Source organism: Photobacterium sp. Alg240-V54 (assembly GCF_900537155.1).
Lineage (GTDB): Bacteria > Pseudomonadota > Gammaproteobacteria > Enterobacterales > Vibrionaceae > Photobacterium.
This window is the reverse complement of record NZ_UNRL01000006.1, coordinates 149725-174133: the sequence shown is the minus strand read 5'-3', so window position 1 is coordinate 174133 and position 24409 is coordinate 149725. Positions and strand designations below refer to the sequence as shown.

The 24409-nt window shown below is 41.1% G+C and carries 15 protein-coding genes, 1 tRNA gene, 3 rRNA genes and 1 riboswitch; of the genes, 13 read left to right on the top strand and 6 right to left on the bottom strand.

The genetic code is table 11. The features are described 5' to 3' along the window. The 5 genes from G6R09_RS19870 to metA all read left to right on the top strand — a co-directional run. A 23S ribosomal RNA gene (locus tag G6R09_RS19870) occupies positions 1-364 on the top strand; the annotation flags it as partial. A gap of 171 nt (positions 365-535) precedes the next feature. Further along, a 5S ribosomal RNA gene (gene rrf / locus G6R09_RS15350) occupies positions 536-651 on the top strand. Positions 652-697: 46 nt separating this feature from the next. Then, positions 698-773, top strand: a tRNA-Thr gene (locus tag G6R09_RS15345). An 8-nt stretch (positions 774-781) separates the two neighbouring features. After that, positions 782-897 (top strand): 5S ribosomal RNA (rrf, locus tag G6R09_RS15340). A 203-nt stretch (positions 898-1100) separates the two neighbouring features. Then, entirely contained in the window at positions 1101-2042 is a 942-nt protein-coding gene (gene metA / locus G6R09_RS15335) for a homoserine O-succinyltransferase (protein WP_065167082.1), read from the top strand. Between the two features lie 55 nt (positions 2043-2097). Here the strand turns inward: metA and G6R09_RS15330 are convergent, their stop codons facing one another. Further along, complete coding sequence (locus G6R09_RS15330) at positions 2098-3381, bottom strand: sodium:proton antiporter (RefSeq protein WP_163923365.1); 1284 nt, start codon at positions 3379-3381, stop codon at positions 2098-2100. Between the two features lie 181 nt (positions 3382-3562). Between G6R09_RS15330 and metH the strand changes: the two genes are divergently transcribed. Next, positions 3563-7231, top strand: a complete 3669-nt coding sequence (gene metH, locus G6R09_RS15325) for a methionine synthase (protein WP_163923362.1) — start codon at positions 3563-3565, stop codon at positions 7229-7231. 68 nt (positions 7232-7299) lie between these two features. On the opposite strand, the gene lysC is transcribed toward metH, so the two are convergent. Continuing rightward, positions 7300-8673: a lysine-sensitive aspartokinase 3 gene (lysC, locus tag G6R09_RS15320; protein ID WP_163923359.1), complete on the bottom strand. Its 1374-nt coding sequence runs from the start codon at positions 8671-8673 to the stop codon at positions 7300-7302. Positions 8674-8780: 107 nt separating this feature from the next. Beyond that, positions 8781-8962: riboswitch (Lysine riboswitch) on the bottom strand. A 206-nt stretch (positions 8963-9168) separates the two neighbouring features. Here lysC and G6R09_RS15315 point away from each other — a divergent pair. After that, the gene (locus tag G6R09_RS15315) at positions 9169-10287 is read left to right on the top strand and encodes an alanine--glyoxylate aminotransferase family protein (RefSeq protein ID WP_065167079.1); all 1119 of its coding nucleotides are present in this window, start codon (positions 9169-9171) and stop codon (positions 10285-10287) included. Positions 10288-10340: 53 nt separating this feature from the next. On the opposite strand, the gene G6R09_RS15310 is transcribed toward G6R09_RS15315, so the two are convergent. The 3 genes from G6R09_RS15310 to galU form a co-directional block, all read right to left on the bottom strand. Next, complete coding sequence (locus tag G6R09_RS15310; protein ID WP_065167078.1) at positions 10341-12086, bottom strand: PglL family O-oligosaccharyltransferase; 1746 nt, start codon at positions 12084-12086, stop codon at positions 10341-10343. 74 nt (positions 12087-12160) lie between these two features. Next, the gene (gene uvrA, locus G6R09_RS15305; protein ID WP_163923356.1) at positions 12161-14989 is read right to left on the bottom strand and encodes an excinuclease ABC subunit UvrA; all 2829 of its coding nucleotides are present in this window, start codon (positions 14987-14989) and stop codon (positions 12161-12163) included. Positions 14990-15135: 146 nt separating this feature from the next. Further along, a complete protein-coding gene (gene galU / locus G6R09_RS15300) occupies positions 15136-16002 on the bottom strand; it encodes a UTP--glucose-1-phosphate uridylyltransferase GalU (protein WP_065167076.1) in 867 nt (288 codons plus the stop codon). Positions 16003-16660: 658 nt separating this feature from the next. Here galU and G6R09_RS15295 point away from each other — a divergent pair. Together G6R09_RS15295 and G6R09_RS15290 are read left to right on the top strand one after the other, a co-directional pair. After that, a complete protein-coding gene (locus tag G6R09_RS15295; RefSeq protein WP_087845607.1) occupies positions 16661-17215 on the top strand; it encodes a single-stranded DNA-binding protein in 555 nt (184 codons plus the stop codon). Positions 17216-17355: 140 nt separating this feature from the next. Continuing rightward, positions 17356-18825, top strand: a complete 1470-nt coding sequence (locus G6R09_RS15290) for a phosphoethanolamine transferase (RefSeq protein ID WP_159458397.1) — start codon at positions 17356-17358, stop codon at positions 18823-18825. Between the two features lie 22 nt (positions 18826-18847). Here G6R09_RS15290 and G6R09_RS15285 read toward each other — a convergent pair whose 3' ends face one another. Then, positions 18848-19756: a LysR family transcriptional regulator gene (locus tag G6R09_RS15285; RefSeq protein WP_163923353.1), complete on the bottom strand. Its 909-nt coding sequence runs from the start codon at positions 19754-19756 to the stop codon at positions 18848-18850. 139 nt (positions 19757-19895) lie between these two features. Between G6R09_RS15285 and csrD the strand changes: the two genes are divergently transcribed. The 4 genes from csrD to G6R09_RS15265 all read left to right on the top strand — a co-directional run bounded on the left by csrD (position 19896) and on the right by G6R09_RS15265 (position 24401). Beyond that, the gene (gene csrD, locus G6R09_RS15280; protein ID WP_163923351.1) at positions 19896-21830 is read left to right on the top strand and encodes an RNase E specificity factor CsrD; all 1935 of its coding nucleotides are present in this window, start codon (positions 19896-19898) and stop codon (positions 21828-21830) included. 147 nt (positions 21831-21977) lie between these two features. Further along, entirely contained in the window at positions 21978-23447 is a 1470-nt protein-coding gene (locus G6R09_RS15275; RefSeq protein WP_163923348.1) for an MSHA biogenesis protein MshI, read from the top strand. Next, positions 23447-24085: an MSHA biogenesis protein MshJ gene (locus G6R09_RS15270; RefSeq protein ID WP_163923345.1), complete on the top strand. Its 639-nt coding sequence runs from the start codon at positions 23447-23449 to the stop codon at positions 24083-24085. Before G6R09_RS15275 ends, G6R09_RS15270 begins: the two co-directional genes overlap by 1 nt. Continuing rightward, a complete protein-coding gene (locus G6R09_RS15265) occupies positions 24078-24401 on the top strand; it encodes an MSHA biogenesis protein MshK (RefSeq protein WP_240345772.1) in 324 nt (107 codons plus the stop codon). The genes G6R09_RS15270 and G6R09_RS15265 overlap by 8 nt, the downstream gene beginning before the upstream one ends. The last annotated feature ends 8 nt before the right edge of the window (positions 24402-24409 follow it).

The window sequence follows — 24409 nt, the reverse complement described above, 5'->3', positions numbered from 1 at the left end:
AGGGGTATGGCTGTTCGCCATTTAAAGTGGTACGCGAGCTGGGTTTAGAACGTCGTGAGACAGTTCGGTCCCTATCTGCCGTGGGCGTTGGATGATTGAGAGGGGCTGCTCCTAGTACGAGAGGACCGGAGTGGACGAACCGCTGGTGTTCGGGTTGTATCGCCAGATGCATTGCCCGGTAGCTAAGTTCGGAATCGATAACCGCTGAAAGCATCTAAGCGGGAAGCGAGCCTCAAGATGAGTCATCCCTAGACCTTTAAGGTCTCTAAAGGGTTGTTGAAGACTACAACGTTGATAGGTCAGGTGTGTAAGTGCTGYGAGGCATTGAGCTAACTGATACTAATTGCCCGTGAGGCTTAACCATACAACACCCAAGGGGTTTTTCTTCTCAAAAGAGAAGAGACGGACTCTAYAAACACTTGAATGAHGTGTTGAGAACAACTAGTTAGATAATTTCCAGATTTAGTGTTAGGTCACATCGCTCCTTGCCATCCATGGCATCGCGATATTAGTGAATCCTTTCACGTCAAATTTGCTTGGCGACCATAGCRTTATGGACCCACCTGATCCCATGCCGAACTCAGTAGTGAAACGTAATAGCGCCGATGGTAGTGTGGGGTCTCCCCATGTGAGAGTAGGACATCGCCAGGCTTCAAATTTTAGAATTTGCACTTGCAGATTCATAACAGCTTTGTGTGCTGGTATGGCTCAGTTGGTAGAGCGCACCCTTGGTAAGGGTGAGGTCCCCAGTTCGAATCTGGGTACTAGCACCATTTATTTTTTTAGCAACCATAGCACAGCGGTACCACCTGATCCCATGCCGAACTCAGAAGTGAAACGTTGTAGCGCCGATGGTAGTGTGGGGTCTCCCCATGTGAGAGTAGGACATTGCTAAATACCTCTTTAAAACCCAGCCTTTGGCTGGGTTTTTTCATTTCTAGCATATCAATATTCCTCATTATTCTGCATTTCTTTATTTCAATCACAATATAGTGTTGGCTGAGACAGGTTTATTTTACTTGCACCATTATTGTTTTTTCTATAGTTTTAACTGGGTATCTAGACGGCTAAAACTATTTTGGGGTAAGGAGAAAACCAAAGTGCCAATTAAAATACCGGATCGTTTACCTGCTACAGATATTTTAAGAAGTGAGAATATCTTCGTAATGACAGAGGCACGTGCTGCCAGTCAGGGAATTCGACCACTTAAAGTGTTATTACTCAATTTAATGCCAAAGAAAATTGAAACTGAAACGCAATTTTTACGGTTGTTATCAAATAGCCCATTACAAGTTGATGTCGAGTTATTACGGATTGATAATCGGCCGACAAAAAATACGCCTCAAGAACATTTAGATACTTTTTATCGTCAATTTGAAATGGTTAAAGATCGTAATTTTGATGGTTTGATTGTGACTGGAGCGCCACTGGGATTGGTGCAATTTGAAGATGTACTGTATTGGGAAGAAATTCAGTTAATCATGAATTGGGCGAAAGATCATGTAACTTCAACACTGTTTGTCTGCTGGGCGGCACAAGCGGGATTAAAGTTGTTATATGATTTACCAAAGCGTACTCGTAAAGAAAAGCTTTCTGGGGTTTACTATCATCGTATTCATGATTGCCATCACCCTGTTTTACGAGGCTTTGACGATACTTTCTTTGCACCGCATTCGCGTTATGCTGACTTCTCTGCTGACTATCTTAGCAAGCATACTGACTTGGATATTTTGGCTACCTCTGACAAGGCTGGGGTTTATTTAGCGGCGACAAAAGATAAACGTAATGTGTTTGTCACCGGTCATCCTGAGTATGATGTCGATACATTACATAATGAGTTTATGCGTGATCGTGAACAAGGTATGGAGCCAACAATACCTGTTAATTATTATCCTAATGATGATATTCATCGGGATCCTGTTGCCAGTTGGCGTAGTCATGGTCATTTATTATTTAGTAATTGGCTTAATTACTGTGTTTATCAACAGACACCTTATGATTTGGCTCATTTCTCAGAAGCCAGTTTTACTAAAGACGATTAATAAAAAGGCCTGCTTGTAAGCAGGCCTTGTTATTATTTATCGGTTGATTTAGAAATTAATGTTTATTCTGATTTTCCCATAATTTGGCTTTTTCAATTAATGAGGTGATTGTAGAGCCTTGAATCAAGATTGAAAACACCACCACTGAATAAGTCATTACGAGAATTATTTCTCTCACATCAATGTCTTTTTCTGGAATAACCATGACTCCAGCAGGTACAGCCATCGCCATCGCTAGCGCTAGGCCACCACGTAAACCACCCCAAGTAAGAATTTTAACTGACATTGGATTATATTGACGGTAGCGGCTAAAACCAAGGTAAGGCAATTTGATGCTTAGGTAGCGGCTTAATAATACTAATGGAATAGCGATTGCCATTAGAATCCAATCTTCTTGGTGAAAACTAAATTCCAGCATCGTCATACCAATTAGCAAGAACAGTAGGCCGTTAAGGAATTCATCTACAAGTTCCCAGAAGTGGTCTAGGTGTTCTTCACTTTCTTTTGAGAAGCCAATATAACGGGTCCAGTTACCAATCATGATCCCTGAAACAACCATGGCTAATGGACCTGAAACATGAATAATTTCAGCAAAAGCATAACCTGCAGTTGGAATACCAATGGTCAGTAGTAATTCCATTGAGTGATCATTGGTTGAACTAATGAGGTAATGAAAAATTAGGCCAAGAATGAAGCCATAGACAATACCGCCGATGGCTTCTTGTAAAAAGAGTTGGCTAACACTCATGACTGTCGGGCTTTGATTACCAAAAGCAATGGTAAATAACGTTACAAAGATAACTAAACCAAAACCATCATTAAATAACGATTCACCTTCGATTTGGGTTGAGATTCGACGAGGAGCATTCATTTTTTTAACGATAGCAAGTACAGCAATTGGATCGGTTGGTGAGATCAAAGAACCAAACAGTAAGCAGTAAATAAGATCGAGTTGGATCCCCAGTAATTGACAAATACCCCATAAGCTAAAGCCAATGAAAAAGGTTGAAAACAGAGTTGAGCCTAATGCCAGTGTTGTGATTTCCCATTTTTGCTCTTTGAGGTGCGGTAATTTAATACCTAAGCCACCTGCAAAGAGCAAAAATCCTAAAATCCCTTTTAACAAAAAGTCTTCAAAGTTGATTTTGCCCATTTGGGTTGAAGCAATATCTTCGAGATGGAACCAGCCGTTATGACCAGCAAAAATAATCAGTAGTGATAGGATCAATGAACCAGCTGTAATAGCAATGGTGGTTTGCATCTTACCTATCTTACTGTTAATAAAAGCTATAAGCATTGCTGCTGCAGCTAGGAAGCAGAGGGTGTTGTAAACCGACATGCGAAACCTCTAGATTAAATTATTGATTAGATTTAATTGGTTGTGATAGTAAAACCATCAGTTAGTAATGGCTACCGTTAATTAACTTATTTTGCCATGCTATCTGTTTAGACGTCTAGATTCCTATTTGAATTGTGATAGGATGTTATCAGGCTGTAATGGATTATAAGGATATAATGTAGTGTTAAAAAACAAGGATGTACTGCATAAACGACTCGAACAACAAATTTTGATCATTGATGGTGGCATGGGCACCATGATTCAGGGCTATAAACTTGATGAACAAGATTATCGAGGCCAACGTTTTAGTGATTGGCATGCTGATCTTAAAGGTAATAACGATCTATTAGTTTTAACTCAGCCGCAATTAATTAAAGATATCCACCTTGAATACCTAGAAGCTGGTGCGGATATTTTAGAAACCAACACTTTTAATGCTACAACGATCGCTATGGCAGATTACGACATGGAATCGTTGAGTGCGGAAATTAATTATGAAGCGGCGCGTCTCGCTCGCATTGCTGCCGATGAATGGACCGCTAAAACACCAGAAAAACCGCGCTTCGTTGCTGGTGTTCTCGGACCAACAAACCGTACTTGTTCTATCTCTCCTGATGTTAACGATCCTGGTTTTCGTAATGTTACTTTTGATCAGTTAGTGACGGCATATAGTGAATCGACCCATGCCTTAATTAGAGGTGGGGTCGATATTATTTTGATCGAAACCATTTTTGATACTTTGAATGCTAAGGCATGTGCTTTTGCGGTAACGGGTGTTTTTGAAGAACTTGGTTATGAATTACCAATCATGATTTCAGGCACTATCACTGATGCATCTGGACGTACCCTTTCTGGTCAAACTACCGAAGCTTTTTATAATTCTTTACGTCACGTTAAGCCGATTTCTTTTGGTTTAAATTGTGCGCTTGGTCCTGATGAGTTACGTCAATATGTGGCGGAACTATCACGTATATCTGAATGTGCTGTCTCTGCTCATCCCAATGCCGGCTTACCTAATGCATTTGGTGAGTATGATCTTGAAGCTGATGAAATGGCCGAACATATTAAAGAGTGGGCGCAACAAGGCTTTTTAAATTTAGTCGGCGGCTGTTGTGGTACAACGCCGGAACATATTCGACAGATGTATCAAGTAACCAAAAATATTCAGCCCAGAGTGTTGCCTGAGATTAATATTGCGTGTCGTCTATCAGGCTTAGAGCCACTCACCATTGAAGCTGAAAGTTTATTTGTTAACGTAGGTGAACGTACTAATGTCACCGGCTCGGCTCGCTTTAAGCGCTTAATTAAAGATGAGCTTTATGATGAAGCATTAGAGGTTGCTCGGCAGCAAGTTGAAGCCGGTGCGCAAATTATTGATATCAACATGGATGAAGGCATGTTGGATGCAAAAGCGGCAATGGTACGCTTTCTTAATTTGTGTGCCACAGAGCCTGAGATCGCTAAAGTGCCGATCATGGTCGATTCTTCAAAGTGGGATATTATTGAGGCTGGACTGAAATGTGTGCAGGGTAAACCGATCGTTAACTCTATTTCACTCAAAGAAGGTAAAGATAATTTTATCGCTCAAGCTAAGTTGCTGCGCCGTTATGGTGCCGCGGTGATTGTGATGGCATTTGACGAAGTGGGTCAGGCTGATACACGTGAGCGTAAAATTGAAATTTGTACTAATGCTTATCATATCCTGGTTGATGAGGTCGGTTTTCCGCCTGAAGATATTATTTTCGATCCTAATATCTTTGCCGTCGCGACAGGTATTGAAGAACATAATAACTATGCGGTCGATTTTATTGAGGCAGTTGCTGATATCAAACGTACGTTACCTCATGCGATGGTTTCGGGTGGGGTGTCAAATGTGTCGTTTTCATTTCGTGGTAATAATCCAGTTCGAGAAGCGATCCATGCGGTGTTTTTATATTACTGTTTTAAAAATGGCATGGATATGGGGATTGTTAATGCGGGTCAATTAGCAATTTATGATGATCTGTCTGATGAATTGCGTGATGCCGTTGAAGATGTAGTGCTTAATCGACGTGATGATAGTACCGATAGGTTGCTTGATATTGCTGCTAATTACCGTGATAGCGGCGCAGTTGAAGAAGATCGTACTCAGCAAGAATGGCGTAGTTGGCCGGTTGAAAAACGCTTAGAACATGCACTGGTTAAAGGCATTACTGAGTTTATTGTTGAAGACACTGAACTTGCTCGAGCCAATGCAACCAAGCCATTAGAAGTGATTGAAGGTCCATTAATGGCGGGCATGAATGTGGTCGGAGATTTATTTGGTGAAGGTAAGATGTTCTTACCCCAAGTGGTTAAATCAGCGCGGGTTATGAAACAAGCTGTGGCGTATTTAGAACCTTATATCAATGCGGAAAAACAAGCGGGATATACCAATGGTAAAATTTTATTAGCCACGGTAAAAGGCGATGTCCACGATATTGGTAAGAATATTGTGGGGGTCGTATTACAGTGTAATAACTATGAGATCATTGATTTAGGTGTAATGGTATCATGCGATAAAATTTTGCAGGTCGCGCAAGAACAAAACGTTGATATTATCGGTTTAAGTGGTTTGATCACGCCATCATTGGATGAAATGGTCCATGTCGCTAAAGAAATGCAGCGCCGTGGTTTTGAGGTGCCGTTATTGATTGGTGGTGCCACCACCTCAAAAGCACATACTGCGGTTAAAATTGAACAAAACTATCAACAACCAGTGGTGTATGTATCGAATGCCTCACGTGCCGTTGGTGTATGTTCGGCATTATTATCTGAACAACAAAAGCCAGCCTTTGTTGAGCGCTTAGCCGCGGAATATGATGTGGTGCGTGAACAACATGCGCGTAAAAAGCCTCGTACGCCACCTGTCACTCTTGATCAGGCTCGAGCAAATGCTGTCGATCTTGATTGGGGTAATTATACGCCGCCAGCACCAAAACAAGCGGGTATACACACCTTTACCGATTTTCCGGTGGCTAAATTACGTCAGTATATTGATTGGACGCCCTTTTTTATGACATGGTCATTAAGCGGTAAATATCCAACCATTTTACGCCATGAAGTGGTGGGGGTTGAAGCAACCAAGCTATTTGAAGATGCCAATAAGATCCTTGATGATATTGAACGGACAGGGATGATCAAAGCTAATGGCGTCTGTGGCTTATTCCCAGCGAATAATATTGGTGATGATATTGAGGTTTACACTGATGAAACTCGCACAGAAGTATTAACGGTATTGCATGGCTTACGTCAACAGACCAAAAAGCCCAAAGGACCTAATTATTGTTTATCCGATTACATTGCGCCTAAAGGAAGCGGTAAAGCCGATTGGATTGGTGCGTTTGCTGTGACTGGTGGGATTGGTGAATATGATATTGCCGATCAGTTTAAGGCGCAGGGAGATGATTACAATGCGATCATGATACAAGCGGTGGCAGATCGATTAGCAGAAGCCTTTGCTGAATGTATGCATCAAATGGTGCGTAAACAGATCTGGGGTTATGCTGCTGATGAAGATCTTAATAATGATGATTTGATCCGTGAGAAGTATCAGGGAATTCGTCCGGCACCGGGCTATGCTGCTTGTCCTGAACATACTGAAAAAGGCGCTATTTGGCAGTTATTGGATGCTGAGGCTAATACCGGTATGGTGCTGACTGAAAGTTATGCGATGTGGCCAGGGGCTGCGGTATCGGGGTGGTATTTCTCTCACCCTGATGCGCGCTATTTTGCGGTTGCGCAGATCCAACACGATCAGTTGGCAAGTTATGCCGATCGTAAAGGCTGGGATTTGATTGAAGCTGAAAAGTGGTTAGGGCCGAACCTGTAACATAATCACTAGGCTAAAATAAGAAAAGGCGCAACCATTGCGCCTTTTTGTTGTGTGCGTTGAAGTGATTATTCTAACAATTGCTGATGAAGCGTGTTCACCACAGATTTTGCATCGATTTCATTAACTAAGAAACACAGATTATGCGGGCTGGCACCATAACAAATGAGGCGTAAGTTATAAGCATCAAGCGCGCCAAAAATGTGTTTAGCTGAGCCTTTGCTGTCACTCATACGATTACCAATTAAGGCCACTAACGATAACCCTTGTTCAATCTCTACTCGACACAATTGGTTGAGTTGTTCAACGACAGCTATTGGTAATGTCGGTGCTCCGCCGCCTGTATCTGTTTGATCGAGCGTTAATGAAACGCTAACTTCGGAAGTGGTAATTAAATCGACCGAGATTTTATGCTCAGCCAAAATACGAAACACTTCAGCGAGAAAGCCGTAAGCATGAAACATATTAAGACTGGTTAACGTCACCATGGTTTGATTACCCCGCAGTGCTAATGCGCGAAAGAGCGGTGCTTGATCGACGGTTTTTCGAATCCATGTTCCCCCTTGCTGAGGGGCTTTTGATGAGCCGACAAAAACCGGGATCTGCTGTCTTACTGCAGGAACTAGTGTCGATGGGTGGAGAATTTTGGCGCCAAAGTTAGCCATTTCAGAGGCTTCACTAAAGCTGATTTCTTTAATCGGCTTGGCTGCAGCAGTAATGCGTGGATCGGTGGTATACATGCCTGGTACATCGGTCCAGATTTCTAGAGTGCTAGCATCAACGGCTTCTGCGATTAAGGCGGCGCTGTAATCACTGCCTCCTCGACCAAGAGTGGTGGTATTACCTTGGTCATCACTGCCTATAAAACCTTGTGAAACCACCACTTGAGTTGCTAACAGTGGTAACAGATGCTGTTGAGCTAATTGACGAATACATTCAGGCTGTGGAACCGCTTTGCCAAATTGAGCATCAGTACGCATTACATTGCGAATATCAAACCGAACCGCAGTAGCACCCAGTTCAATTAATATTTGATTAAATAAGTGGGTTGATAATAGCTCACCATGACTAACTAATTGATCGGTAAGTTGTGATGACGGTTTAATCGCCGCTTGTGCAGCAGCAGAAGCAACATCATCTAATAACGTATCAATGGCAGCGCTAACTGTCTGTGGCTGCTGTAACTGATTAATGATTTGCTGATGAATAGTAGCCAGTTGTTGCAAATGCTGTTGGCGTAAGACGCTATCACTGATGCCAGTGGCTAATTCAACCAGTAAATTAGTCACGCCAGAGCAAGCACTAATTAAGACAATTTTAGTGTTTGGATTGGCGATAACGATATTGGCGCTACGGCACATTGCGGCATAATCGGCGACACTGGTGCCACCAAACTTAGCCACAATGAGTGGATCTGTAGTTGGTGCTGGAGTAATGCTCATTACGGTGTTCTCCCTTGATCGTAAATGCTGCAAGATAGGTTCTTTACTTCGGAAGAATTCCCGACGTCCATTGTCGAGGAGGTAATAGGCAGTAACGCGGGTTGCGGCTACCCAGAAGCTCCCCATCATAGTCAACCTGACTTAGATGACAGCCTGAAAGATTCAACTTTCATAGCCGATACATTGCGCCCCAAACACCTTGTATCTCGGCGTTACTCCCCCTCTTAATAATGTATTAGGGTTGGGCCCTACACTATTAATACCTGGGTAACGCACCTCTTCTGTAGTGAATAAACACTGTTGTTATTGAATAGGAAATGCGTCGTAGTTGTCAATTGTTAAATGATGATTTCTCGATGGTTAACAAAAAGTATGCGTAGCTAACAGGATTTTGGGTTGTTACTTGCGGCTTTGGTATTGCTCTAATACTCTGTAATAACCACAATCGAGCCATCACCTTATTGATAATAATCATGATTTAATGGAGTTGAATCTATGTCTATCACCAGTTTTATGCCCCCACAACGAATTCTTATGGGGCCGGGACCTTCCGATATTTATCCGCAAGTTTTACAAGCATTGAGCCGACCGACAATTGGTCACCTCGATCCGTTATTTATTAAAATGATGGATGAGCTTAAGCAGTTATTACAATACGCCTTTCAAACTAACAATAGCTTTACCATTGCCGTCTCAGCCCCAGGTAGTGCGGGTATGGAAGCGTGTTTTGTTAATTTGGTTGAAGCTGGTGATAAGGTATTAGTTTGTCGCAATGGCGTGTTTGGCGATCGTATGCGGGAGAACGTTGAACGCTGTGGCGGTGTCGCGATCATGGTTGATAATGCTTGGGGTGAGCCGGTATCTCCTGCCTTAGTTGAGCAAGCATTACAGGCTGATCCTGAGATTAAAGTCGTTGCTTTTGTACATGCCGAAACCTCAACCGGTGCGTTGAGTGATGCCAAAACAATCGCAGAAATTGCTCGTAAACATCAGTGCTTAACCATTGTTGATGCGGTGACATCATTAGGTGGTGTACCTTTGCTGGTGGATGAGTGGCAACTTGATGCGGTTTATTCAGGCAGTCAAAAATGTTTATCATGTGTGCCGGGGCTATCGCCATTAACCTTTTCTGAAAAAGCGATCGCTAAAATACAACAGCGCAAAACAGCAGTGCAAAGTTGGTTTTTGGATCAAAGTTTAGTCTTGGGTTATTGGAGTGGTGAAGGTAAGCGTAGTTATCACCATACCGCGCCAGTGAACAGTTTATATGCACTACATGAAGCGCTAGTGCTGTTACACAATGAAGGTTTAGAGCAAGCGTGGCAGCGTCATCAACGAGCCCATATTGAGTTAAAGACGGGATTGCAAGCCTTAGGGATTCGATTTGTGGTTGAAGAGGCATATCGATTGCCACAGCTTAATGCGGTTTATATTCCTGAAGGGGTTGATGATGGCGCGGTTAGATCAACCTTATTGGAGCGTTATAATCTTGAAATCGGTGCCGGGTTAGGCACATTAGCCGGTAAGGCATGGCGGATTGGATTGATGGGCTACACCGCACGCAGCGAGAATGTCGCCTTGTGTCTTAAAGCACTTGAAAGCACTTTGAAATAACGCAGCAAATGAACCATCAATGGTAATTTGGGTTACCATTGATGGCCGCTAGATTATTTTTTTGATGGAACTGTGGCTGTGGCAGCGCTAGGCAGTGTGAGTCCTGGAAATAATTGTTGTGCCTCAGTCGTCACTTGCTCAGCTTGCGCTGTTTGGCCCTGATTATAATAGGCTAGCACGAGGTTCTGATATAAAGCCGGCCGTGGCCATGTTTGAGCTTTTTGGGTTGCCCATCGCACATAATCGGCAACCAGTTGGGGTTTATCTGTTGCGATCCCTAATTGTAATTGGGTGAGGTGTAAATCCCATTCAAACCGATGTTGCCATGCCCATGGGTTATTCACTTTGACTAAATAGTTGATATCAACTGGACGGGTTGTTTCAAACTTTGTCAGCAGCCAACCTGAATATAAGGTAGTGATCATAAAGCTAGTGATCATAATTGGTAATGCGATGGCGCTCACTTTCAGTGCCAGTATGTATTGAGTTTGATAGCGATGGTATTTGGTAGTGAGGTTATCAATCCAAAAGATCAAAATAATAAAAATGATCCAATGGGCAAGAGAATGATAAAACGGATATTCTAATTGCGTGTGCAATACGATGGGAAAAAATAACCCGACTAACGCTAATTGGGTACCATTAGGGGCTTTTTTAATGCTAATAAGTACAGCAACTGCCGCTACAATGAGCCCCAGTAACGGTATGATACCGCCTTCTGCTGCCCAATAAAGTAATTCATTATGAGGGTGATCTAAACTTGGAACCCCTGCGTGTTGCTGTGACGGATCACGTTGATGCCATAATGCAGTTTGAGTAATGTATGTGGCTTCAAACTTACCATAGCCATAACCTGTTAACGGTTTAGTGGTAAACATTTCATAAGCTTGGGGCATCATTATCGAACGTTGGCTTTCTAATGTGACGCGTGCCTGTTGCGAAAAAGAGCTGTCTGTTGTGCTACTTATTTGCCATGCCAATGCGAGCGATAATAGCAGCACTAAGCCCCACATGCGTTGTTGATATCTTGCGGCAAAACGGTGTAAATAAGGCAACATCAATAATGAACCGATAATCGCACCTAACCAGCCTGTACGTGAGTTAAGCACCACTAACAGTGGAATAGTTAATACCGGTACTGCTAATAAAATCAGATGTTGCCAAGCCCATTTGCCACGATAACGCGGTAAACGTGCCAATAAATAGGCTGCGATAACCAACCCAGTGGCCAAGAAACTCGCCATTACATTGGGTTGTTGAAAAATACCATAAGGTCGATTAGCGATGATGTCATAACCAAAGCTATTATTGGCATCCAGCCATAAAAATTGGTACCAGCCAAATGCTGCTTCAATTAGCACCGCAATAGTAATAAACCACAGTAAGCGTTGACGCTGACTATGAGTAAAAACAAATTGCTGAAGGCTGATAAAAAATAAAAATCCGCTCCAAAGAGCGAGTAAACGGTTTAATACAGCAAAGCCATCAGCGTTAGCGTAAAACACCGGTAATGACAGTAATACGCAACAACTAAATAAAATTAGCGTCATACGAGAATAGCGCCAAACTTTTTGACGACAGATCTCTAATAAGCCGCAGCTAATGGCAAAGCTAAATGGGATCCAGGCAGCAGCATTAAACGATAACTCAAGTCCGGAGCCACCAGGATTATGCTGAAAGTAATGCATCGCAATAATAAACAATAAGCCAATACTGGCTAAGAAAAAACGTACTAAAGGTAATGGCTTAGAAATCCGTTTCTGTTCTAATTTCGTACCTTGAAGTTGTAACACTGTCATGGTGAGTCCTGAGTGAAAAAGCAAACAGGCTGACCAAAGTCAACCTGCTTATAGGGCCTAATTACGTTTTACAATTAGCAATTAAGTAATGGCTTAAGAAACCTTGCTGTATGAGAACCTGTTACCAGCGCCACTTGCTCTGGAGTACCTGTCGCGATAATTTCACCGCCACCATTACCACCTTCTGGTCCAAGATCGATGACCCAATCCGCGGTTTTTACTACATCCAGATTATGCTCGATAACTACAATGGTATTACCACGATCACGTAGCTGATGTAATACGGTAAGTAATTGTTGAATATCGTGGAAATGCAAGCCAGTGGTAGGCTCATCTAAAATATATAACGTTTTTCCGGTATCGCGCTTAGATAACTCTTTAGCCAGTTTAACCCGTTGTGCTTCACCACCGGATAAGGTTGTCGCTGCTTGGCCAAGACGAATATACGATAAGCCGACATCGATTAATGTCTTTAATTTTCGTGCAATTGCTGGAACAGGTTCAAAAAATTGATGGGCATCTTCAACTGTCAGTTGTAATACTTCATCAATACTCTTGCCTTTGTAACGCACTTCCAGCGTTTCACGGTTATAGCGTTTGCCTTTACAAGCATCACAAGGCACATAGACATCAGGTAAAAAGTGCATTTCTACTTTGATAACGCCATCACCTTGGCAGGCTTCACAACGACCGCCACGGACATTGAAGCTAAATCGGCCCGCTTTATAACCGCGTGAACGAGACTCTTGAGTCCCTGCAAATAATTCACGAATAGGGGTGAAAATACCCGTGTAGGTAGCAGGATTAGAGCGTGGCGTGCGCCCGATTGGGCTTTGATCAATATCGATCACTTTATCAAAATGTTCTAAATTCTGAATGTCTTGATAAGGCGCAGGCGTGCCGGTAGTCGCACCATTAAGTCGTTGGTGAGCAATCTTAAAGAAGGTGTCATTGATCAAGGTCGATTTACCTGATCCAGAAACCCCGGTGACGCAAGTCAGTAATCCGACAGGGATTTCGAGGTTAACATCTTTAAGGTTGTTGCCACTGGCACCAATAAGCTTGACGGTTTTTGTGGCGTCAAATGGCACTCGCTGCTCAGGAATAGCAATCGATTTTTTACCGCTAAGGTATTGGCCTGTTAGTGATTTTTTTGATTTTAGAATATCTTTAAGTGTACCTTCAGCAATAATTTCTCCGCCATGAACACCAGCCCCAGGACCAATATCAATCACATAGTCGGCAGCGCGAATAGCATCTTCATCATGTTCTACCACGATCACTGTATTACCAAGATCACGTAGGTGGATCAGGGTTTTGAGTAGACGTTCATTATCTCGCTGGTGGAGGCCAATTGATGGCTCATCAAGCACATACATCACCCCCATTAAACCGGCACCAATTTGGCTTGCTAAACGGATCCGCTGTGCTTCGCCACCTGAAAGGGTGTCAGCACTGCGTGATAGGCTGAGGTAATTAAGTCCAACATTGATCAAGAAACTTAAACGTTCATTAATTTCTTTTAAAATTTTAGCGGCAATTTGCGCTCGTTGACCGGTTAGTGCCAATTGTTCAAAGAAACTAAAGGCATCGTTGATACTCATTTCACAGATGTGGGGCAGGTTAGTTTCACCAATAAATACGTGGCGTGCTTCTTGGCGTAAGCGTGAGCCATGGCAGCTAGCGCAAGGTTTGGTCGAAACAAATTTAGCCAGTTCTTCACGGACAGAATTAGATTCTGTTTCGTGATAACGGCGTTCCATATTATTTAAAATACCTTCAAAAGGGTGACGACGAACGGTAATGTCACCGCGATCATTAATGTATTTAAATTCAATATCTGTCGTGCCAGAGCCTGAAAGGATCAAGGTTTTTATTTTTTTTGGCAGAGTATCGAAAGGTGCTTCAACATCAAATTTAAAATGTTCAGCTAATGATTTGAGCATTTGGAAATAGTAAAAATTTCGCTTATCCCAGCCGCGAATAGCGCCGCCAGCTAAACTAAGTTCTCCATTTTGTACCACTCGCTCAGGATCAAAGTATTGTTGTACTCCTAAGCCATCACAAGTGCCGCATGCGCCAGCTGGGTTATTGAATGAGAACAATCGCGGCTCTAGCTCTTGCATACTATAACCACAATGTGGGCAAGCAAAGTTAGCTGAAAAAACTTGCTCAGTTGCGTCACCGACAGTCATTGGTGCAATGATAACTGTGCCACCTGAAAGCTCAAGTGCGGTTTCAAATGATTCAGCTAAACGTAATTGTAGATCGTCACGGACTTTAAACCGATCGACCACTACTTCAATGGTGTGTTTTTTATGAAGTTCTAATGTTGGTGGATCAGAAAGATCACACACTTCACCATCGATACGGGCACGAATATAGCCTTGAGCAGCAAGATTAGCGAGGGTTTTTAGATGCTCGCCTTTGCGATCTTTGACGATCGGAGCCAGCAGCATAAGCTTGCTACCTTCATCCATAGCTATAACTTGATCAACCATTTGACTGACAGTTTGGGCAGCCAGAGGGGCGTTATGAATGGGGCAGCGAGGTTCACCTACGCGCGCATAGAGCAAGCGTAAATAGTCATAAATTTCAGTAATGGTGCCAACGGTTGAGCGCGGGTTATGCGAAGTTGATTTTTGCTCAATAGAAATTGCAGGTGATAAGCCTTCAATATGATCAACATCAGGCTTTTCCATTAACGATAGAAATTGGCGAGCATAAGCCGATAGTGATTCGACATAGCGGCGTTGACCTTCAGCATATAAAGTATCAAATGCTAATGATGACTTTCCCGAACCTGATAAGCCCGTGATAACAACGAGCTTGTCGCGAGGAATGGAAATATTGATGTTTTTAAGATTATGAGTGCGCGCACCCTGTACTTCGATGTAATCCATACCAATCACTATTCTTTTGCTAGATTGTAAGTGACTAGTATTTCATAGCCGCTTTTAATGAGCAAAAGATACTGAATAAAAACACAGTGGCGCTGATAAAAAAAATCCCGCTCTAAAAAGCGGGATTGTTTATATGTTTGGTTTACTTACTTCTTGCTAGTTTGTTGTTTGGCTAGCTTTGAAGATTCGTCTTTCTTATAAATGTTTTCGTAGCAGTAGTTTGTCGCTTCAATGTAACCATCAACGCTACCACAGTCAAAACGCTTACCTTTAAATTTAAATGCAAGTACACAACCAGATTGTGCTTGTTTTAGTAGGGCGTCAGTAATTTGGATTTCGCCGCCTTTACCTGGTTCTGTTTCTTCGATGATATCAAAAATATCAGGAGTTAGAATGTAACGACCGATAATAGCTAGGTTGCTTGGCGCTGTACCTGGTTCTGGCTTCTCTACCATGTTATCAACACGGAATAGATCATCACGGATCATTTGGCCTGCGATCACACCGTATTTATGGGTATCTTCTTCTGGTACTTCTTCAACAGCAACGATAGAACAACGGAATTGCTTGTAAAGTGCAGCCATTTGAGCCAATACGCCTTGCTCTTCGTTTACACAAAGGTCATCGGCAAGTACTACAGCGAAAGGTTCGTTACCTACTAGCTCACGACCCATAAGGATTGCATGACCTAAACCTTTCATTTCACCTTGACGAATGTAAGTGAAGTGAGCTGAATCAATTACGCGACGGATATCAAATAATAGTTCTTCTTTATTCGTACCGCTGATTTGGTGCTCTAGCTCGTAATTTTTATCAAAGTGATCCATTAAGGTGTTTTTACCACGACCAGTAACGATACACATACCGTTCATGCCAGCTTCAATCGCTTCCTCAACACCGTACTCAATCAAAGGCTTGTTTACGATTGGCATCATCTCTTTTGGCATTGACTTCGTTGCTGGAAGAAATCGTGTACCGTAGCCCGCTGCTGGAAATAGACATTTCTTGATCATAGTGTTTCCTAGATTTTATGTAATTAATTATGAGCGTAGATTGAAATCTTACCGCTAATTTCGTTAGTGAGAATTAACAAAACAATAGTTATTATTGTTTTGTTAATTCCTAATCGCATCGTAATGTTAGAGATTTTAAACAATAAATCAACTTAATATCATCGTTGTTATCGCAAAATATAACAATAAATCAAATATGTATAATCTTTAATTATTAACCCTAATGACAATCCTTATATTCATGCTTAAAGTATGGTTTATATTATAACAACCATACTATTTACTTTATATTAGGTGTTATTTATTTTTAATATAGTTACTATTATCTTCAATATTTTTATCAATAATTCTTCGATTAAATTAAGCATTTCACATTGATAATATAGTTATACCTTACATATTATATATATTAAAAGCATTGAAGTGTCATAAAAATGACAGTTTTGATGCTGCTACTATTGTCATTGCGGTCTTATATAAACCTTGGTTATATCGTTATGGTTATTTAGTTGTATTTTGTATGGATAATTGCGCCCTATAACCTACTTTGGCGCTATGCCTTGACCTTGCTGACATGATAAACTGCGTGATTGAGTATAAACTTTGACTAAGCGGCTATTAACACCCAATACCGTCGCTATCAGCTTTGGAGTGAACTATGGCCAGTCGTGGCGTAAATAAAGTTATTCTAATCGGTAACTTAGGAAATGATCCTGAAATTCGTTACATGCCTAGCGGTGGTGCAGTAGCTAACATTACTATTGCAACCTCTGAGTCTTGGCGTGATAAATCTACCGGTGAGCAACGTGAAAAAACAGAGTGGCACCGTGTAGCATTGTTTGGCAAATTAGCAGAAGTTGCTGGTGAATACTTACGTAAAGGTTCACAAGTCTACATTGAAGGCCAATTACAAACACGTAAATGGCAAAACCAACAAGGCCAAGATCAATACACGACTGAAGTCGTTGTTCAAGGCTTTAATGGCGTTATGCAGATGTTAGGTGGTCGTAATGGTGGCGCACCGATGGGTGGTCAACAACAACAGCAGAATCAAGGTAACTGGGGTCAGCCTCAACAACCGGCTGCTGCACCACAGCAAAATTATGCACCACAACAGCAACATCAGCCAGCACCGCAGCAGTCTGCTCCACAGCAACCGCAGCAGCAATATAATGAGCCACCAATGGATTTTGACGACGATATTCCATTCTAGGACTTATATAGATTAAAAGTATAATAATTACTTTTAAATATTAATACTAACCCAGCACGAGTGCTGGGTTTTTTGTGTAAAAAATAGTAGGGCTAAGCTAAACTATTAATATTATCCTCATGGTTTATCTTGTTATATTTATGAAACGTTTAGATATCGTTATTACTTTTTTATTATCTTTATTACTTACTAAGGGGGTTGGTTATAGTGGTAATCAAATACTTGTAGTAACTAGTTGTTTATTTTTAGCATTAATATTATTGTCATCTAAACGTTGGCTTAAATGGGGAATTATATTTCCCATTGGTTTGCTGGCGACATTATACTTCCAATCGGGTTATATTTATGGTCACCCTAATATAGGAATCATTGCATCATTAGTTGAAACGAATAAACGTGAAAGTATTGAGTTTTTATTAGCCGTACCAGCAAAGGTATGGGGACTTAATGCCATTTTATTGTTGTTGTTTATTTACTATTTAGCACAGGTCAAGTTTGCTTTTCCATGGCAGAAGTCAGCTATTTTATTAGGTATTGGGTGTTTTTATTTTTCATCTTTAAGTGTGTTTATTGATCATATTTATATTAGTAGTGTGCACTACATTGTTCAAATGAAGGCAATTCAAAAAAGTATTCACCAGAGTGCTAATTGGACGATATTAAGCGCTAAACCAAAGTATAAAAATTATGTATTAATTGTTGGTGAAAGCATGCGTAAAGATTATATGTCTGCTTACGGCTACCCAATTAATACCACGCCATTTTTAGCTCAAACACCTGCAATTTTAGTTGATGGTTATTTGTCGACAGCTTCTCATACTGCGGTGTCATTACCACGAACACTTGCTATCAGCCATGGGTTAGATTTACACCCAGTTAATAATATTATTACTTTGGCTAATGCTGCCAAGATGAAAACAATATGGTTATCAAATCAAGGGTTTATTGGTAAGTATGATACTGCAGTGTCAGCAATTGCAGTGCATGCAACCGAAAAACAATTTTTAAAAAAAGGTAATTTTCTTAGCAATAATACCAGTGATTATGCCTTATTACCGTTATTTAAGCAGGCATTAGCGCAGCCTTATAAGGGCTCAAAATTAATTGTGGTCCATATTATGGGATCACATGAGAATTTTTGCGATCGAATTAAAAAAGACATTTATGGATTAAAAGATAAAGATCTATCTTGTTATTTATCTACTTATAATCAAACAGATAGCATTATAAAAACCATAGTTAATGATTTAAAAGCCACTCAAGAAAGCTATTCATTATTCTATTTTTCTGATCATGGTTTGAATAATGTCAGTACCGTCAAAGGGCAGACTCAATTAGTGCATGGTGATTTATATAAGCAAAATTACGAAGTGCCACTGATTGAAATAGCCAGTGATATCAAGCAGCATATTAAAGTAAATAAACAAATCAGTGCATTTGATTTTATGTCTATTTTCTCACATTGGATTGGCGTTAAAACAGCGCAACTACCTGCGTTTAGTATTTATCAAGCGCCTCAAGAGAAGAGTCTGCAAGTATTAAGTGGTAATCAAATGGTGCCCTTTAGTCACTTAAAAAATGATCCTGATGAAATTATTAAACACCATTAATGGCCATTATCTGAGATTAGTCTTAAGTACCAAATGTAGTTATTGCTGCTAGGCGTTGTGATGATTTTTGTTTAATAAAATCAATAAATAATTTTGTTTTTACATGGTGGTAATTTAATTTTGGATAATAGGCGTAAATGGCATTTGTTGGTTGCTTTAAGGTTGGCAATACTGGTACCAGTAAGCCATTATCCAATTCACGCTTGATAGTTTGGCTACTGGTTAAAATGAGCCCCATACCAGCGACAGCACCTGCAACCAGTACTTCCGGATTAGTGGTAATAAAATTGCCTTGTAATCGTAACCGTTGATTATTTTCAAAGGTATGATCTTGCTGGTGGTTTTGCTCACCAAATAACAGGTAATTATGTTGGCATAATTGTTCTGGCGTGGTGATGGGGAGATTATTCTCAAGGTAAGCTGGTGCGGCGTAAAAGCCATTTTGGTAACTCAGTAATTTGGTCGCGATATAACTACAAGAATTAAATTCCGTGATTTCACGGCTGATAAATACATCGAGGTTAAGATCGGGAAGTTGGCCTGCTGTGACAGTATGGAGCTCAATTTTTATTTTTGGGTAACATTGGCTGAATTCCGTTAAGTAATTAACGATTAAACGGCTACCGGTAGCGAGTGGTGCACCAAGACGTAATATACCGCCAACTTCACCATAGGTTGCCGTTGTTTCTGCGAGCATTTGTTGCCAATCATTAACCAATAAAGCACTGCGTTGGTAAAAAAGTTGGCCAGCATCGGTCACGGTTAAGTGGCGAGTAGTGCGTTTTAAAAGTTGAACCCCAAGTTGTTTTTCTAACCAAGATAAGCGTTTTGATAATGCAGAACTTGAGGTGTTGAGTTTATTTGCAGCTTGCGCTAATGAGCCATGCTCTACGACGGTAATAAAACTATTGGCACAGGTGATCCAATCCATAAACGTGTTATTTCCTTATTACAATATTATTAATCGATTTACGGGTCTAATGTAGCGTATGCTTAGCGATGAGAAAATGATTAAGATCGTTTAGATCTCTTACATATTGATACTAATGGCATATGTGAATAAGGATGCTATGAGAAAAGCCTCAAGGATGAAATTAACAAATCGCTTAGTTGCCTTTGTTACCATGATCGTGATTTGCGCGATTTTAGTTATTTTTATCGGTGGTGCATTGAGTTTTCGTAAGCTCGGCCAAAACGCATTAGTGCACTACCTGGATGGTGTCGTGAGTGTTATCGAACAAGAGATCTTTGAGCCTCAAGGACCACAAGCGTTGTCTCGCTGGCTACCAACATTGCTTAACGCAAGTAATGTGGTGACATTAACCGTTACTGATAACAATCACCCCGTTTTTGATTTTAAAAGTGATCATGTCATTCCTGATCCTAATGTCCTTTATCGCCATCAATATAAACTGCCTTCACATCCTGACTATCAAGTCACCATTACCGCGATTCCGCTTTACAGTGAATTTACCTATTCACTTGGAGCAATGTCTTCGATTTCTTTAGCGATGTTAATTGTTATTCTTGGTTTGATGCGAGGAGTACATTGGCTTCGAACTCAGCTATATGGCTCTGAATTATTAGAAGAGCGTGGGCGAATGATTTTGGCTGGTAGAGTTGAACAATATGCTGAAGGCAATGATTATGAATGGCCAGCAACGGCTAGTTTGGCACTGGATCAATTAATTTGTGAGCTAAAAGATGCCCGTCAAGAGCGGAGTCGATTTGATACTTTTATTCGTACCCATACCTTTTTAGATCAATTAACCGGTACAGCTAATCGAGTGTTGTTTGATAGTCGTTTGCAATCGATGGTACAAGATCAAGATAATCACGGTGCGGTGATCTTATTACGCTTAAGTGATTGGGATGAACTGTGTTCTCAGCAAGGAAGAACTGTTGCTGAAGAGTTATTACAGGATATCAGTGTTATTTTATCTAATTTTATTCAGCGTTTTCCTGATACGGTATTAGCCCGCTATTTTGATGCTGAATTTGCGATTCTTATTCCTCAACAACCAGCCAAAGAAATTAAACTTTTTACCAATCAACTATTGAATGCGGTCGAGCGGTTATCGCCTCCTGCACCGATGGAAAAAGATAACTGGTGCCATATTGGAGTCACTTATTTTCATAGTGGTGATCGTCGCGGTCGAATCATGGATGAAGTTGATATGGCTTTACGTAGCTCGCAGTTACAAGGGGCAAATAATTGGAATAGTTTCACTAAAGATCATCAATGGGATAAGTCGCGTGGCAATGTTCGTTGGCGTACTCTGATTGATAAAACGCTGCTTCAAGGTGGACCATTATTATATCAACAGCCAATTATTATGGCGGCTAATGATCAAGTCATGAGTTACGCCTTACTTGCGCGAATACAAGATGATAATGGCGATATTATTAAAGCATCGAATTTTATGACAGCGGTAGAACAAGTTGGTTATTCGGTGCGTTTTGATCGCGCGGTGATCAGCCAAACCTTGCAGTTACTTAAGCTGCAATCAGCGACTAATAGTTACGCGGTTAATGTGACTACCATTAGTTTACGTGACAAAAAATTTGTTAAATGGCTACGGGATGAGCTATTGCAATTACCGCGCCCAGTATTGAATCGATTATTACTGGAAGTCTCAGAAAATATGTTAGTGAAACATCTAGATGCAATACGGCCAGTATTACGGATGTTAACAGGCCTTGGTTGTAAGCTAGTGGTTTCAAAAGCGGGTCGAACGATTGTTAGCACGTACTATATTAAAGATATTAAAGCTGATTATATTAAATTACATCGAGGCCTAGTGCGTGATATTCATCAGCGCCAAGAAAATCAATTATTTGTTAGAAGTATGCTTGGTGCATGCGCCAACAGTGATGCTCAAGTTATTGCGGTTGGGGTTGAGTCTAAGAAGGAATGGCGAGTGTTACAACAGTTAGGTATTGTCGCAGCTCAAGGTCGATTATTTGCCGCTGAGCAACCAATGGCGCGTGAGCCCAATGCCTAAAAGGGATGATGCTGAACATGTTAACATGATAGTTATCATTTAAAGTGATGTAGATCTGACATTTGATACATAAATATTGTGAAGTAAAGACTCTTTACCTAAAGTGCAGAGCTGTTATTTGGCTCTCATTTTTGGCTTGTTTTAATCATGATTCAACGCTTATTTGCTTCGTTTCTTACCCATAAAAAGCCCTCACTAAATGCCGCAATTACTCTATTTTCTGATGCCGTTGTTATAGTTGTTGGTAGCGAAGCCGATATTGTTGTTGATTCAGTCTCAATTGCCTCGACCACTGAGTGGCCAACTGCAATTGAAATATTGATCGCCAAGCATCAATTAACTGGGGCTCAAGTTGCGATTATTTTAGGCCAAGGTTTATACCAGAGCTTATTGATAGATAAACCTGAGTTGAACAGTGATGAGCTAGCATTAGCGCTGCCTTATTTGGTTAAAGATTTAGTCAATGAAGCGCCTGAAGATATCGTCGCTGATGGTTTTAGCTGCCTACAAAACGATCGGCTACAGGTGTTTGTTAGTACTCGCCAACAACTGAATAAAATTATTACAGCCTGTAAATCAGCTGGATGTAATGTCAGCTGCGTAACGGTTGAAAGTGTGGTTTGGAGTGAGTTCACGGCAGACAATCGCAGCCAATTAGTGGTACATCGTTATGGTAATGGTAACCTGCAATTAACCGCATTTAGCCAGCATAAATTATTTTTTCAACGCCAATTGCGAGGCTTTGACGTCTCGCTGGTGGCGACACCGAACAGTGATAATCAATCTTTACAACTTGATAGTTTGGCGTTAGAGCTGCAACGTTCGTTGGACTTTGTTAGCGCTCAGCTACGTGACAATCCAATCAGTCAGCTATTAATCAGTTGTGATAATGATGATAACCATCAATTAGCTCTCGCATTAAATGACCGTTTAAATGTCACGGTTAAAGCTCTGGATCCACCTCAACCATCATTAACCTCAACTGCGGCACGTGTAACTTGGGCTGGTCTTAAGCAAGGCTTTGACAGTTCAATTAATCTTTACGCTCAACATCTGCAACCTCAACGGCAATGGTTAACACTTAATAATATGCTACTAAATTGGTTAGCTTTGGTGGTGTTAATCGCCACGGTCAGTGGTTTTTATAGTTTCAAAACGCATCAATTAGCACCTAAAATTGTGGCCAATAATGCTCAGTTAACCACAGTACAAGCTGAATTAGCCCAAACTCAAAAGCAACTATTACTGCATATTGTCAGTCCAATAAAGCAGCAGCGCGTTAGTGTATTAGAGCAAGAAATTAACGCTAAGCAAGCAACATTGAAAGCTGTTGCCAATCACGATGCCAGTTTATTGGTTGGCTATGGTGAAGTGTTAACCCAACTCGCTGCTGCGGCATCAACTGATATCGCGATTGAAGCTATTTCAATTTCAGCTGCTGGCATGAATATCAATGGCAGCGCTCGTGTCGCTGATGCCGTCCCTCGTTGGTTAAGCACATTTAATCGTTATTCAACCTTGGCTGAACGCCGATTCCAGTTATTGACTATTAACCGAGATGAGAGCAATCAGGTGCGATTTAGTTTGCAAGCTCAACGCCTACAAGGGACAAATTAATGACGCTGACGTGGAGTGAATACCAGCAAAAATTCAATAATTTATCATTACGAGAGCAATGGCTGATTGCGATATCAGGCTGGGTAGCGATTGGCTTTATTGGTGTTTTTACGGTGCTCGAGCCGCAATGGTTACAGTTAAAAAGCCAAACCAATAGTGTTCAGACGACTGCCAATAATGTGATCGCAACTCGTAATAAAATTACCCAATTACAACGGCAATTAGCTCAGAATCCTAATCAAAAGGTTGAAGCTCAAATCGCGCAATTGGAACAGAAAAATAGGGCATTGGTGGCAGAGCTACAACATAAAGTTGGGCGCTTGGTTTCTGCAACTGAAATGACCAATGTACTTGAGCAAGTCTTGGGTCATAGCCAAGACTTGCAGTTACAAACTATGGTGTCATTACCTGCCGCTCAGTTAATGGATGGTGATGATCAGGGATATTATATTCATCCATTACGAATGACATTTAAAGGTAAGTACTTTGATGTTGTTGGCTATTTAACTCAACTTGAAGCGTTACCAGTGCAGTATTATTGGCGCAATTTAAACTACCAAGTGACTCAGTATCCATGGGCGAATATAGAGCTGGAACTGTATACATTAGGCGAAACTAAGGACTTTATTGGTGGTTAAATATATCGTTACTGGTGTTGGCGTTAGTGGGTTATTGTTTGCGGCAAATATACACGCTCAGCAAGATCCCACAGCGCCATTAGGGTGGCAAAAAAAATCATCATCAGTCACCGTGTCTACTCCCTCATTGCCACAATTACAGAGTGTTATTTGTGACCCTCAAGCTTGTCGAGCCACGTTAAGCGGTAAAACTGTCACCGTTGGCAGTGTTATTAGAGGCTACAGCGTCAGTCGTATCAGTGACAGTTCAGTGGTATTAACCCGCAATCAAAAGCAGTGGCAATTGTCATTGTTTAGCACAAACATTAAGCAGTGAAGGGCCAT

What these genes read in the sequence shown, in the direction of transcription:
- G6R09_RS15290 (WP_159458397.1), top strand. Translation starts at nt 17,356, where the DNA reads ATGAAACGTTTAGATATCGTTATTACTTTTTTATTATCTTTATTACTT.
- G6R09_RS15330 (WP_163923365.1), bottom strand. Translation starts at nt 3,381, where the DNA reads ATGTCGGTTTACAACACCCTCTGCTTCCTAGCTGCAGCAGCAATGCTT.
- uvrA (WP_163923356.1), bottom strand. Translation starts at nt 14,989, where the DNA reads ATGGATTACATCGAAGTACAGGGTGCGCGCACTCATAATCTTAAAAAC.
- galU (WP_065167076.1), bottom strand. Translation starts at nt 16,002, where the DNA reads ATGATCAAGAAATGTCTATTTCCAGCAGCGGGCTACGGTACACGATTT.
- G6R09_RS15285 (WP_163923353.1), bottom strand. Translation starts at nt 19,756, where the DNA reads ATGGATTGGATCACCTGTGCCAATAGTTTTATTACCGTCGTAGAGCAT.
- lysC (WP_163923359.1), bottom strand. Translation starts at nt 8,673, where the DNA reads ATGAGCATTACTCCAGCACCAACTACAGATCCACTCATTGTGGCTAAG.
- G6R09_RS15270 (WP_163923345.1), top strand. Translation starts at nt 23,447, where the DNA reads ATGACGCTGACGTGGAGTGAATACCAGCAAAAATTCAATAATTTATCA.
- G6R09_RS15295 (WP_087845607.1), top strand. Translation starts at nt 16,661, where the DNA reads ATGGCCAGTCGTGGCGTAAATAAAGTTATTCTAATCGGTAACTTAGGA.
- G6R09_RS15275 (WP_163923348.1), top strand. Translation starts at nt 21,978, where the DNA reads ATGATTCAACGCTTATTTGCTTCGTTTCTTACCCATAAAAAGCCCTCA.
- G6R09_RS15315 (WP_065167079.1), top strand. Translation starts at nt 9,169, where the DNA reads ATGTCTATCACCAGTTTTATGCCCCCACAACGAATTCTTATGGGGCCG.
- csrD (WP_163923351.1), top strand. Translation starts at nt 19,896, where the DNA reads ATGAGAAAAGCCTCAAGGATGAAATTAACAAATCGCTTAGTTGCCTTT.
- G6R09_RS15310 (WP_065167078.1), bottom strand. Translation starts at nt 12,086, where the DNA reads ATGACAGTGTTACAACTTCAAGGTACGAAATTAGAACAGAAACGGATT.